19 protein-coding genes are annotated in these 12,678 nt (G+C 37.6%); all 19 read right to left on the reverse strand.

The features are described from left to right. Positions 1 to 22: 22 nt before the first annotated feature. The 19 genes from LBYS11_RS23125 to LBYS11_RS16390 all read right to left on the reverse strand — a co-directional run bounded on the left by LBYS11_RS23125 (position 23) and on the right by LBYS11_RS16390 (position 12,659). Positions 23 to 799: a phage major tail protein, TP901-1 family gene (locus LBYS11_RS23125; protein WP_158651963.1), complete on the reverse strand. Its 777-nt coding sequence runs from the start codon at positions 797 to 799 to the stop codon at positions 23 to 25. Between the two features lie 10 nt (positions 800 to 809). After that, on the reverse strand, positions 810 to 1,232 hold the full coding sequence (locus tag LBYS11_RS16310) for a DUF3168 domain-containing protein (protein WP_066036388.1): 423 nt from the start codon (positions 1,230 to 1,232) through the stop codon (positions 810 to 812). After that, the gene (locus LBYS11_RS16315) at positions 1,229 to 1,654 is read right to left on the reverse strand and encodes an HK97-gp10 family putative phage morphogenesis protein (RefSeq protein WP_103118575.1); all 426 of its coding nucleotides are present in this window, start codon (positions 1,652 to 1,654) and stop codon (positions 1,229 to 1,231) included. The genes LBYS11_RS16310 and LBYS11_RS16315 overlap by 4 nt, the downstream gene beginning before the upstream one ends. Then, positions 1,647 to 1,784, reverse strand: a complete 138-nt coding sequence (locus tag LBYS11_RS23130; protein WP_158651964.1) for a hypothetical protein — start codon at positions 1,782 to 1,784, stop codon at positions 1,647 to 1,649. Before LBYS11_RS23130 ends, LBYS11_RS16315 begins: the two co-directional genes overlap by 8 nt. Positions 1,785 to 1,799: 15 nt before the next feature. Further along, the gene (locus tag LBYS11_RS16320) at positions 1,800 to 2,120 is read right to left on the reverse strand and encodes a phage head closure protein (RefSeq protein WP_103118576.1); all 321 of its coding nucleotides are present in this window, start codon (positions 2,118 to 2,120) and stop codon (positions 1,800 to 1,802) included. Further along, complete coding sequence (locus tag LBYS11_RS16325) at positions 2,107 to 2,433, reverse strand: head-tail connector protein (RefSeq protein ID WP_103118577.1); 327 nt, start codon at positions 2,431 to 2,433, stop codon at positions 2,107 to 2,109. The genes LBYS11_RS16320 and LBYS11_RS16325 overlap by 14 nt, the downstream gene beginning before the upstream one ends. 8 nt (positions 2,434 to 2,441) lie before the next feature. Then, positions 2,442 to 2,597: a DUF7302 family protein gene (locus LBYS11_RS23135; RefSeq protein WP_158651965.1), complete on the reverse strand. Its 156-nt coding sequence runs from the start codon at positions 2,595 to 2,597 to the stop codon at positions 2,442 to 2,444. A gap of 13 nt (positions 2,598 to 2,610) precedes the next feature. Beyond that, on the reverse strand, positions 2,611 to 3,474 hold the full coding sequence (locus LBYS11_RS16330) for a phage major capsid protein (protein WP_103118578.1): 864 nt from the start codon (positions 3,472 to 3,474) through the stop codon (positions 2,611 to 2,613). 30 nt (positions 3,475 to 3,504) lie between these two features. Further along, positions 3,505 to 4,182: a DUF4355 domain-containing protein gene (locus tag LBYS11_RS16335; RefSeq protein ID WP_103118579.1), complete on the reverse strand. Its 678-nt coding sequence runs from the start codon at positions 4,180 to 4,182 to the stop codon at positions 3,505 to 3,507. Positions 4,183 to 4,388: 206 nt separating this feature from the next. Continuing rightward, positions 4,389 to 4,610, reverse strand: coding sequence for a hypothetical protein (locus LBYS11_RS16340; RefSeq protein ID WP_103118580.1), 222 nt, complete (start codon positions 4,608 to 4,610; stop codon positions 4,389 to 4,391). 142 nt (positions 4,611 to 4,752) lie between these two features. Then, the gene (locus LBYS11_RS16345) at positions 4,753 to 5,769 is read right to left on the reverse strand and encodes a phage head morphogenesis protein (protein ID WP_103118581.1); all 1,017 of its coding nucleotides are present in this window, start codon (positions 5,767 to 5,769) and stop codon (positions 4,753 to 4,755) included. Continuing rightward, a complete protein-coding gene (locus tag LBYS11_RS16350; protein ID WP_103118582.1) occupies positions 5,766 to 7,184 on the reverse strand; it encodes a phage portal protein in 1,419 nt (472 codons plus the stop codon). The genes LBYS11_RS16345 and LBYS11_RS16350 overlap by 4 nt, the downstream gene beginning before the upstream one ends. Before the next feature lie 12 nt (positions 7,185 to 7,196). Beyond that, entirely contained in the window at positions 7,197 to 8,462 is a 1,266-nt protein-coding gene (locus LBYS11_RS16355; RefSeq protein ID WP_103118583.1) for a PBSX family phage terminase large subunit, read from the reverse strand. Then, entirely contained in the window at positions 8,459 to 9,232 is a 774-nt protein-coding gene (gene terS, locus LBYS11_RS16360) for a phage terminase small subunit (RefSeq protein WP_103118584.1), read from the reverse strand. Before terS ends, LBYS11_RS16355 begins: the two co-directional genes overlap by 4 nt. Before the next feature lie 160 nt (positions 9,233 to 9,392). Further along, on the reverse strand, positions 9,393 to 9,740 hold the full coding sequence (locus LBYS11_RS16365; RefSeq protein ID WP_103118585.1) for a hypothetical protein: 348 nt from the start codon (positions 9,738 to 9,740) through the stop codon (positions 9,393 to 9,395). Between the two features lie 742 nt (positions 9,741 to 10,482). Further along, entirely contained in the window at positions 10,483 to 11,058 is a 576-nt protein-coding gene (locus tag LBYS11_RS16375; protein ID WP_103118587.1) for a hypothetical protein, read from the reverse strand. Continuing rightward, positions 11,058 to 11,615, reverse strand: a complete 558-nt coding sequence (locus tag LBYS11_RS16380; RefSeq protein WP_103118588.1) for a hypothetical protein — start codon at positions 11,613 to 11,615, stop codon at positions 11,058 to 11,060. The genes LBYS11_RS16375 and LBYS11_RS16380 overlap by 1 nt, the downstream gene beginning before the upstream one ends. A 3-nt stretch (positions 11,616 to 11,618) precedes the next feature. Continuing rightward, a complete protein-coding gene (locus tag LBYS11_RS16385; RefSeq protein ID WP_103118589.1) occupies positions 11,619 to 12,023 on the reverse strand; it encodes a hypothetical protein in 405 nt (134 codons plus the stop codon). Between the two features lie 195 nt (positions 12,024 to 12,218). After that, entirely contained in the window at positions 12,219 to 12,659 is a 441-nt protein-coding gene (locus tag LBYS11_RS16390) for a hypothetical protein (protein WP_103118590.1), read from the reverse strand. Positions 12,660 to 12,678 lie beyond the last annotated feature (19 nt).

The following is a 12,678-nucleotide window of genomic DNA, read 5'->3' on the forward strand; positions in this document are numbered from 1 at the left end:
GCTGATTAGCCCTCTCGTTCATTTATACAGTTACTGTCACTGCTGTTGTTGCTGTAAATCCACCATCTACTGTTGTTGCTGTAATTGTAGCTGACCCTTCTGCTACACCTGTTACAACACCTTGCACATTCACAGTAGCAATCGCTTCATCACTTGATGTATATGTCACAGATTTATTTGTGGCATTAACAGGTACAACATTAGCCACAATACTTTCAGTTCTGCCTTCAGAAACTGTTAACGTTGTTGGATTTACTGATAGACCTGTAACAGCAACTGGTGTTGTTGTTTCTTCACCGTTGAACTCACCAGTTTTTTCACCAGGAGCCTCGAAATCATAATCACCGAAGTTAAGTACATCATCTGGTAATGGATTTAATTCACCTTTCTTAGTTGTATTCAGAACCTGTAAAGTTGCTGAAATTTCCAAGAAATTATCTGTGGGCGCTGATTTTTCTAATGATTCTACGTATGTGTACGCAAATAAAGAATTGTGCTTTCCATTCTTATTGAGATGCTTTTGAACTTCCCAAATTTTTAGTTGTGTGCCCTTTTGAATTGATTCTAATACTGCTGTTTGTCCAGGGTCATCAGGATTTCCGTAAAAGGTAACATCCAGTGATTCAGATAACTGTCCAGGACCTAAGATACGTCCGAATTTCGTTTGTTCATCCGTTAACTCACGCTCATAAGAATGTGTATGTTCGGTTTGATCTCCAATTAAAAAACCCTCTGCACCTAATGCGTTATCAGTGGGTTGTACTAGCAATAAGCTATCTTTACCATTTAAACGTGCCATTGTATCACTCCTAATTAATTTGTACTTTGTAGCGCACTGTTAACACGCCATGTTTAAGCCCTACTTCTACATCATCAAACACTTGCGCCCCGTTCCTAGTAACATCTAATACTGTAAAACCATTTATAGAATACCTTCGTGTAATTAAAGCCTGCTGACAAGCGCTAAGAATTTCATATAGGATTCGTTTCCCTGTTGATTCATCATTGTCTTTTCGCCATGCATGAATCGTGAAGCTAACTTGCTCGCAATTATTTGTCTTTGTATCAAGTGGATTGCTGTATGGCTCTCCAATCGTTACGTAAGGATAAGGTGTGTTTTCATCAGGTGTATCATAGACCTCTACTCCAAGCGCCTGTAAATGTGGGCTCGCTTTTAACTTTTGATAAATTGCTGTCTGTATTTCATAAAACGGAAGTATAAAATAACTCATAGTCCCAACCTCCGCATTTCTGTTTTAAAGTATTCACCACCAGCATCAAATGCAGGGCCCCAAAAAGGTTGAGCTCTGTTACCACTACTAGTAACCCAATGTCCTAACTTTTCGCTGTAATATACCCAAGGGATTTTCTTAGCACGACTTCCTCCTGGACCCTGAGCATAGATACCAGTACCGAATTCAACCCAAATTGCATAGTTTGCGCCAACAGTAACCTCAGCGTTGTACTTTCCTAGCATTTTCATTTCAATAGAATCTTTAAGGCCACTATCATCCACTGGAGCAAGCGCCTGAGCTTGAGATTTTATTAATCTAGCTGTCTCATATACGATGTCAGATACTTTATCCAACAGTCCTTCTTCAAACCTTTGTGCAGCCCTCATTAATTGGCGACCTGAGTAAGTAATTCTAACCATCTTTCTTCATCTCAATGACTTTAGCTTGAATGGTAACTTTATTTTTAAAAATCTCAACTTCACTTTTATGTGTTCCAGATTCAACAACCATTTTTACAGATACAGCGGTATTAAAGATACTGCTAGCCATTTGTCCATCCCCTTTCTATGTCACTAATTTCAAAGCAACACGCATAATTTCATGTTGACCACCTTGATCTTCAGGAAGTCCTGCAAAGGCATAGATTTCACCTTCATACCGAAGTCGCATATCAGACTTTAAGTCAGTGCGATAAGGGTAATACATAAAGCGATCTAGAGGATTTTGTACTTGATGCGCCAATAATCTCTCTTTAGATGTTGGTGTATCCACAAATGCCTCCATAGTATCTACTGGAAACCATTCTGTTTTAAAGCCACCTGCACCATCGGATACCTTACGTTTCTGAACTACTTCAACCTCATGAGGAAATTCATCGTAATGCATGGAATCTCACCCTCTTATATGGCCTTAGATATGTCCAAATTGCTTTAGGAAACTCGGTGTCGTAACTATACGAGACAGTCCCCATTACACGCCCTTTTAGACCAGTTGTTTGGGTATTAAACTGTATGGCTTTAGCAATGAACAATCTAACTCCCTGTGGCATCTCTGATGGTTCCCACTTTCCATTACAATGGTCTTTCGCTACATCAAATAAAATAGGAGCCATTGCACGATAAAATCCATCATGCTTAGCTCCTGTTATGTTATTCATTTGCTTTAGTTGATCTAATTCTTCTTGTGTTGGTTCCCACATAAGACCACCTACTTTTCTGGTTCGTCTGATTCCGTTTTCTTAGCTGGAGCACGTTTACTCTTAGGTGCTTCCACCTCTTCAAATTCATCAGTACGTAAAAGACGGGCACCGTGTTCCTCAGTGACCGCCCATGTAATTTCTGTTTTCAAATTTTTAACAAACACTTAAAACCCCTCCTTATTGTGGACGTTTAGCTGATAACACTGCTAGAGCTTCAGGACGTGTCACTTTGGCACCGTATAGGTGAAGTCCTTTCACTGCATCCGCAAATCGTTTTTCTGGACGGTATCCCTCTACTTGTGCGGCTTGCTCAGCATACGTCCACGCCATATTATGTCCTGCAATGATCTTTGAGTTTGCAACCACTCCAGTATCTGCAGCAACAGTAGGAGCATTGTTAGATTTCATTAATAAGAAGCCTGCTGCACGTCCTACTACACCATTTAATAAACGCTCGTCAGCCGGTAGAGCTCCAGAACCCACAAAGCGATCATCTTTTAACAATAAACCTTCAAACCAAGGTGGTAAAACAGCAAAACGTCCTTGTGTTGGTACGTTTGATTCATCAAGCTTTGTTGAAAGATCCACTAAATACTCGTAAGCATTTTCTTTTGTTACTTCAATTGGTGTTGCATCAGTACCAATAGTATTCGTAGCATGTACATAATGTGATGCAATAAATTGATCAGCAACATTCGAAAGTGCATAAGCAGCTTCAGCCATTGCAGCATCCATTAATTTTGGGTTTTGTTGAATTTTATCAAGATCATCAATTTGGAAATTGAAGAATTTTGATTCAGTAATTTGTAGTGAACGAGTGTGATCTGTTAGCTCTTCTGGATCACCCATATTAGAGTTTTTAGTATAGTCACCGATTGTTACAGCACCAATACCATTGATTTTTACAGTGTCACCATAAGCCTTAATTTCACCTTCGTAATCACGATTGATTACACCAGCTTGTCCGAATACTAAAGATTTTTGTAAGTTGTGTAATAGGCGAGCTGACCAGATTATTGGAATAAAGTTTGTAATTGCCATATTGTTATTTCCTCCTTACCGATAATCGGTTTATAGTAATTTGTTTTTAACGATTTCATCCCAGTTTGCATTGATTTCTTCAGGAGTCATTTTCAGTACTGCCTCTCTCGTCAATGCAGTAGGATGACCGCCTTTTGGTGGTGGTGGCGTTCCTCCGTCTTTGAAGCGTTTATCAACTTCTGCTTGTACAGCAGCAATAAATTCAGCTTCTAAGATGCCTAAATTAGCATTTGTCTTATCTGCATCCTCACCAACAAAGAACTCTACTAATTTTGCTGGCAAGCTCTTTTCAGTAGCAGTAGATAACGCTTGATTAAATAGCTTTTCACGCGCTGCTTCTTTTTGAGATTGCTCAAATTGTGCTTTTAAATCGCGTAACTGTTTTGCTTCCTCCGATTCAGGTGGGTAACGCTTGGAAATCTCATCTTCTAATTTCTTTGGAAGAGTTTTAGTTTCGTACGTTTTAATTGCATCAGTTACTCGAGTATCAGCAAATGATTGAAGCCATTTCTTACCCTCATCATTGTCGTTTAGAAATGATTGAACTGATTCAAGTGTCAATGTAGCCCCTTGACCGTTTCCTCCTGATGCTGGCTCCGGTGTAGGTTCAGGCGTTGGCTCGGGATTAGGATCTCCTTCTCCCGCAAGCATTTGAATATCTAAAGGTAATAGAGTTCTTAAATTGAATGGATTTTGATAATATTTCATGTTTTCCTCCTTGCCCAATTTAGTTATCCGTAAGAATCCCTAAACTGTTCAATAGTGTATTTGTTCTCGTTCTTTATTGCGTCTGCGAGAGGAAAGACAAAAATAAAAAGCCATTCAAAGTGAATGACTTGTGTAGGTTTATAACAATTTTTGATTAATATCATGAGAAAAAACCAAGTTTTGAACAAGCAGAATAAGCAGTTTAATTACCATTTCTCGTTATTTTTATAATTTTTCATATGAATGTACTCATCATTTTTCATTTTCTTCCAACTACTAATACCATTCAAAATAAGCATAAAAACCACAAATAAGGCTGAACCCACCATGTAATGACCTGAGTAAAAAATAACAAAAGCCGCAACCAATAATGATATCATCAGCAATATCGCTAAAATTTGGAATTTATTATTCTTTTTATGATTCATAAAATGCACCTCCTAATTAAATGTTTTTTTGTTATTTCAATACGTTATTATGGTTTATTTTACCACACGATTAAAATTCTTATATAACTTTCCTTACTTAATTACAAAATAATTTTGATTACCCTTGAGAAACTTTCAAACTTCAATTTGCGCTAAATTTTTTCTTCCACTCTTCATAACTCATAAATGGCACCGTTACACTCGGCGGTTTAACCTGTTTATACGCTTTGTTAAAAGCTTGTCTATAAGTTAGACCTTGATCAGACATATAAGCATCAATACGTGTGGCCAATTGCTTTTGGTAAGTATCATCCATGTAGTCTCTGCCTCGCCTGTATTCTGGTAACTTGCCATTCACCATGTAAATCGTGTGGCAACGACACTGTATATCCAACGATGCAATACCCCACAACCTAGGAGCTTTGGATTTCCATGATCCGTAATGGAAATAACCATCTTTATCAGCTTTCTGCCCGTCTAGCTTTCTATGAGACTTCCTTACCCTGGTATCAAGTGAGGACATCCAAACCTTAGTTAGCCGCGCTGTCTTGCTCGCCTGTTCCTCAATAGCTAAATCAACCTGTGATCTCACACGGCCACCTTCAGTACGAGCTACTAGAATGGCTTTTTTTCTCGTCCATCCCATAGCTTGTTCAATTCGTATCGCCATATCTGTGTAGCCTTCACCAGCCTGCAAGCTTTGCGCTATCTCGATGTTCAAACGTCTGATTATTTCGTTTCTATGTGCCTCGAATATCTTTGGCAACGTCAAAAACTCAACAGGATTAGTTAACGCTGCTTGAATCACCTCAGCAGATGGTGTTTTAAAGCCCATTTCCTCACCTGTAGACTGTTGTAAGAGGTAAGCCATCAATAAGTATCTCTCGATGTAAAGACGCTCCTGCGAAGTTTGTATGAGCTTAATAATCTCTTTGTAATCAGCGTTCAACTGTTGAGCAATTAACTTCATCTCTTGGTTGAAGCGATTATATTTGTTAACGTCAGTCCAAGTAGCTTCTCCATTTCTGCCAAACTTACGATGCATCTCTAACATTTGAGCGAGAATAGTCTTTAATCGTCTCGCAAAAACAATCTCAATGTCCCTCTCAGCTTTAGCTTCTAAATCATCTAAGATACGATTGATTTCCTGTTGATTCATGACTCATCAACTTCTTTCGGATCTTCGTTATCCTCGTTCAATGGTTCAAGCTCGTTGCCAAACAATTGTGCGTCTTTCTGCATTTCTTGAAGTTCATACTCCACATCATCAACAATTGACAACTTAGAAAGGCGAGTACGTTCTGACACTAACCCTTTTAAAGCTTGAGAAGCTTGAGCCTCGGACAGCAAATCAATAGGGATGTTGCGTTTGTATTCATACCAAACTTTCAAGTAATCATCCTTTGAGCAAATACCTTTTTTGGCCCATGCGCTACATAGCACTTTGAATTGGTAGCGAAGAGCAGTCGTGAACTTTCGCTCCATCGTCTTACATTTGTTCTCAAGTGCCATTAATTTGTATTTCATTGCTACGCCACTAGCATTACCAGCAAACGATTCATCGCTGAAATTTACACTCTTAGCTAGGCGCATGATGTTCTCTTCTAAGCGATCCAGATGGTTCTCGATCATTTGATCGTTAACATCTTTGGTTAGATATTTAATGTCGTCATTCTCACCCATTAACTCGAAAATGCCTGTTCGAGCAACCTTCTTGGCGTCTTCGTCATCCATCCCCATACCTTTAAGCACCAGGTAAGCCAACCGAAACTGTTCAATCTCGTTTGAAGCATCAGATAAAGTTCGATCATAAGCATCGATGAGGTTGTACACCTTGTCTGCATCACCCTGTAGTTCCTCGTTATTTGGAACTCCGAATAAAGGGCAATAGTCGAATAAATGCTTTCTTTCATTTTTCAAAGCAAAAGGTGAATCAGTATCAGTGCGAGTGTAGAGTCTTTCAGTTGTTGCATCATAAAAGACCAGCTGCTCAATTTCTACTTTTTCACCATCAGCATCAAGTTCAGCACTTTTAAAATATCGAATAGCGTATTTTGGTTCACTAACGTCTGCTGTTTCAGAAAGAATGATTGTTTCCCATGGATCAATTGTCGTAACTCGTTCATTTCCGTCCGTATCAATGTAAAGCAGTCGTGCTGAATAGCCACAAATAGCTGTTTTCTTGCCTGACTCACTATCAAGATCATCAACAGAATTACGCAAATTAAAAAGCTCAATCGCCTCTGATAATTTATCAAGGCCTTGAGCTTGTTTGTCTACTACGTATGAAATTGGATTACCGAACATGTAACCAACTTTTGTATCTACTATTTCAGCGTCTAAAGGGTTATTGAGTGTATTGTTTACTTTGTCATCAACACGAACCACATGATCATTACCTTGCGCATAATCGGTTGGTTTACGTGTTAAAATCGGTACTGCTGACAGTTCAGCTTTGTATCGATTGTAGTTGAGTAATCGCTTGTTTCGTTCAGCCTTGGTTTCTTCTACTAGCTTATCAAGTAATAGAGGTGTAACACCCTTCGCATCGATATAAGCAATGTATTCGTTCACTGTACCACCCCCTTATTTTGAATTGACCCCTTTCACGCTGGCAACATCGTAATCATCCAGCCCATACCACATTGCCGAAAATGTATGTGGATCAATATTAAATTCGTCTTCATAGATTTCATCTGTTTTAGGATCTTTCTTGAAGGTTAGCTCCTTCAACTCTCGAATTGTATTTACACAAGCATCTGAACAAATGATACGCTTGAAACGTTTCATCTTCTTTGTGTTCTCAATACGCGTTAGCTTCTTACAAGCAAACATACGAAAGCCTCGCTGCTTGTAGTAAGCAATTGTTTTTGGCTCCGCATTATCAGCTTTAATTATTGATTTCTTTAACCCTTCTTCCTCAAGTTCATCAGCAGTTTTATCATCGGTCATGCCTCGTTTGTAATACTCCCAGTAGATGTATAGCCACTTATTCTCATGATCTACAACCATGCGTAATAGTGCATTGTAGGAATCAACAAATCCAAAGTCCATGCCGTTCTTTCGTATTGGTTTTCTAATATTGGCTATTTCAGCCATTACCTCGTCATGAGGCTTTGTCTCAAACTGTGGCAACACTAATACCCCGTTGACTCCGAAACGCCCTTTACGCGCAATTCTATAAAGATCAGGATCATATGACTCCATTTCATCAAGTTGTTCGATATAGCTTGCTGGCAAAAACAAATTATCATCTGCTGTTGAGTGGTGATAATATGTGTTGTTCACTATGATGGTTCTTAGCTTGTAAAGTTCCTCATCATCTAAGACAAAGTAGTCTTCCAACTCGTTTTTAAAGAAATGCTTATACACCCAATTCCCTTTTGATACTGGATTAGTGGAAAGAATAATAAACAGGGCCAATGTTGGATGTCGTAAACGGCCTAGTAATTCCTTAAAACCTGCATATTTAATTTCACTACATTCCTCCAACCAAATGAGAGAAATGTTGTTGATAGATTTTAGCTTTTCAGGTTTATCCATTCCTCGAAAGATTATCTTAGAGCCATTCGGGAACTTCACAGTCATAGGTGATGAACTCGTCTTTATCTTGCCAGATAAACCTAAATCCTCAATGATTTCAGTAAACAAAGAAAACGTACTATCTCTGTGTGTATCGTAAACTTCACGAACGACAAGAGCTGTACGTTTTTCTTCAAGTAATTTCAAAAGTATTTTAAGTGCTACATGATAGGACTTCGAAGAACCATACCCTCCGACTAAAAGTTGAGTTTTGCAACTCCAGTCGAAAAGGAAATCGTCAAATCGAGGATTAATTTCTTTCTCCATCAATCCTCACCCTTTCGTTTGATGACAATCTCAATAGGTCCATCTTCTTTATTATCAAGTTTTTCAATTTCTGCTTTCGTCTTATCAATGTTCAACTGCATCTGCTCCAGTTTAAGCCTACGTTCATCATCCTCTGTTGTAAGGTCCATAAACTGCTTAACCAAGTTACGATGTTCAGCAAATGCCCTTGTTTGAGCCTTAATGTAAGATTCATAGCGTTCATGAGCATAGATGACTTTGTAATCTGTCTTGCTCATGCCCTCTGCATCCATCTCACCACTGATTTCTTTCAGATGGTCAAACGGATCTTCAACCCACATAATCTTTTGAGCACGAATGATAGCAGCAAAGCTCAATTCAATTTGCAACCATAACTGGTCAACTACATCGAAGTCTTGTAAAGCCTCCATGATTTCAACTTGTTCATCAAAAAGGAACTTACTTCGCAAGCCATGAATCATAGCAGCCCTGTTCCGTTTGGTGAATTGATTTTGCGGATTTGGGTTACCACTCCTCTTCTTCACTCGCCCATCCTTCTTGGGAGGTTTGTCGTTTATGACTTCTTCTGCATCATTGTTAATTGTAGTTTCATTTGTAGTACTGCATTCATTTGTTTGTAGTACTACATTCCACTTATCACGACTTTTCCACGCTGATATTGTTTTCTCTGGTACATTCAATTGTTCAGCTATTGCTCGATTGGTTATGTCGCCATTATGTTGTTTGAATATCTTAAGTGCTTCATCTCTTCTAGGATCTCTTTGTCTAGCCATATCTCATAAACACCACCTCCAGAATCATGTCTGGTTCACGATGAACCTGACCTATATATTTCACTCTCAAAAGTAAGTACCGACGAATCAAAGGGGAGGAAAACTCTGCTCGATACTCACTTTTCAGGGCAAAATAAAAACACCCCGAAGGATGTTTTTCTTATAGTCTTGGCAAATTAAGAGTTTTAATTATATTTTTTAGTAATTCAGATACCTCGTGAATATCCAGGTTGCCGTTGGTAATCAGTTCTAATAACCTTTCATCACTAATGGTACTTTCGCTCACATTTTTTTTCTTACTAATGGTTTGTCCATTATCAGGTTGGATTGTTTGCTCAGTATATTTTCTTATTTCCCACGAGCCTTTGCTTATCCATATCTCTCTGATTTCTTCTTCAAAACCCAACCCACCATTTATATCCTTACTTTTTAATACTAGATATGATAATTTTTCTGTTTTATCAGCACTTTGATCTGATAAATTTGATATAGCTTCTATAAGATTCATTGATCTTCACCTCCCACTTAATCATAAGCCGGGAGGTAACAAATTGGAACAATTTTCTACAAATTCCACTCTCAAAACCACACCAAACTCTGCCCTCTCAACTCATAGTGTTTTGGCTGTTTGATGCAGTTTTCAAAGCAAAAGAAAAAGCCTCCATCCGAAGATGAAAGCTTAAATATTGTGGTAAATTGTCGAGTGCTCTTTTCCGACTCGTGGTAGAGCGACACCACGTTATTTTGTAACGAATTGTGTTCTAATTTTAGAGTGCATTTCCGTGCACTTGTTGATGTAGTAAGTTTGACTGAAATTATGGAAAGTGGACGAAGTTCACATATAAACCACTTCTTCAGTTTTATTTGCCTGTTCCCTATATCTCTTAAAAAATATGGGCCGGCCATGTATGTCTTGCTCCGAACAAGTTTGTTCAGCGCGGGTCGGTCGTCGGTCTGTCTTTTCCTAATATTTAGGATTTTATAAATACCAAGGGAGGAAACCTTTACCGCACCGAACCTACCTCCGAGTTTACAATACATTTTTTCTATCACAAACTTTCGTACATATATTACATTTGTTCCTTCTGTTACATTTGTTCCAATGTCAAGAAAAGTAATAATTTATTTAATGCTCTACATCTGCAAGTAAGCAACAACTTACATGAGACATCAGTCAATTAATTTAAGAGGAAAATAGCTTGACTTCACGAAACTTATGAAGTCAAGCTATTTTCCTCTCTCTTAAATTATTATTTTTTAGAAGTTCCTAAATCATCATACTCTTGCAAAATTTCTTTATTACTTCTTTCAAAGTCAGACCCTACTCTTGAAAAGAAATTCCCAAAATGGTGAGAAATTTGTTCTAAATATGGATTCGTTGGTCGTAACCTTTTAGTTTGTTTTTTAGCAAAAGCATCTAAAAACGCATAAGGCAAGGTATGTAATTTAGAATAATCAATTATATATGACTTATCTAACACTTCATGTTCCTTATGTAAGATAAAATATCCTGGTCTACGTCCGGAATTGGTTTCGGAAACTAAATTTTTTGAATAAGCATTAATAGGATAGATGCTTGCACAAATCACTGATTCAATAGGTTTCCTACCTCTTTCTGGCTCATTTGCTAAGTCACAAGCTTGACTCATAACAATCAAATTTTTTGTTTCAACAAGAACTTCCGAATGTTTTTCTAAATTTTCAAAAGTAAAATCAGGAAGACTTTCTATGTGATTAATTCCAATTGTAATAATAGGAACATCAAATAAAATATCTCCCTGTGTAATTAATTCAGTTGACTTTCCTAGATGGTAAAGAGAAGACATTATGAAAGGTCACTTCCCATCTCAACATTTTCTATTGCCTTAAAAGGAATATTAATTCTTGTTTTATTCACTGGGAAAGAAGGCTCTTCTCTTTCATAATTCAGATTATCCTCTATACCATTCGAAGATAATACAACAGTTCTTTTAACTTCTCGGAAGGGCACATTGAGACGCACCTTATTAATTTCTACAGAAGGTTCTTCTCTTTCGTAATTAATAACTTTCTCGCGAAAATCTGAAAAGTTAGAAGCTAGTTGACTTTGAGAAGCGATGTTCTTCTTTTCAGCCATGGCTTTCATCCCCTTCACAATAGACGGACTTTGAGAAACAACGAACTTTGGTTGGTTTTTTGATGACATAATATGCGCATGTGCTGTCATCTGACTATCAAAACTCGAATTATACTTTCCTACACTTTCACTAACTGAAGTTTTAACATTTTGTGGTGTAGCTGCTGGTGAGCATAGACTAACTACATTGCAAAAAGCAATAACAGCAGTAGCTTTAATAAAAGTGTTAACAGTTCTTTCTTTTTTATACGCTATTGTTGCTACCATATATTACTCACCTTCCTTTAAAAAAGTTACAGGTATGTGGAATGTATTAAGTTTTTCCTCATTAAATAATACTTCTACAGAATAAAAACCAGAACCTTTGAAAGGTAAGTTATTGAATGATACCCCCAAAGTAAAGCCCATAAACACTTCTTTGTTATCAACACTTCCTGGTGTGTCGTTAGGAACATGTATGAAGTCTGTATCAAAGAAATCATTGTTTTGAGGATCTTTGACTATTATTCTACAAGTATTATCCTCTAGTAAAGAGTAATCACATACAGTAAAAACAATATTTAAAGAAAATTCATCAGTGTTAACTTCTACAATATCTAGTGGACTAAAAACCCCACTCTGACTTCTAAAATTTTCATCGTTTTCACAAAAAACGAAATTAGTTAGCTTTGCCATGTTTGTTCTCTCCTAAAACATATGATAAACCTTCCCTAGACTAATTATACACCACTGAGAGTTACTTTTGAAAATTTATTGATGAAATTTACTCTGTTATCGAAAAATGTTATTACTGAAAATAAAAAAGCCTTGGGAAACCTATATAAATAAGTTTCCCAAGGTTGTTAGTTACCTTAAAGAATTATTCCTACTTTATTGCACTATCATCTGATTCAAAATGTCATTTCTAACCCTAAATATTGTAGTGCTAGATAATCTCATATGCTTACCAATAGCACGCATGCTATCACCATCCAGCAATCTATGGAGGACCTCAATCTCCCTGTCTCCGGTTACTAGTGGTATACGCACTTGCACTTCCGCAATCTTTTGCTCATATTCCTTAATGCGATAATTAAGTGCATAAACTCTGCGTTGTACTTCTGTATACACTGGATCACTTGTACCTCCACTTGCCTTCGGCAATGTTGCCTCAATACCATACATAGCCGTTTTCGCCCCAATGTAACTGTTATTATCAACCTTTGCAACTGGCTGTCTTGCTTCTTCAATGGTTTCAACCATCCATCGATAATTTTCAATCCACTGAAGTAAATTCTCTTTAGTTACTTTAATTTGCCCTTGTTTGCCCATTAGGTTTGCCCTCCTAAGT

It is taken from the genome of Lysinibacillus sp. YS11 (assembly GCF_002896375.1).
Lineage (GTDB): Bacteria > Bacillota > Bacilli > Bacillales_A > Planococcaceae > Lysinibacillus > Lysinibacillus capsici.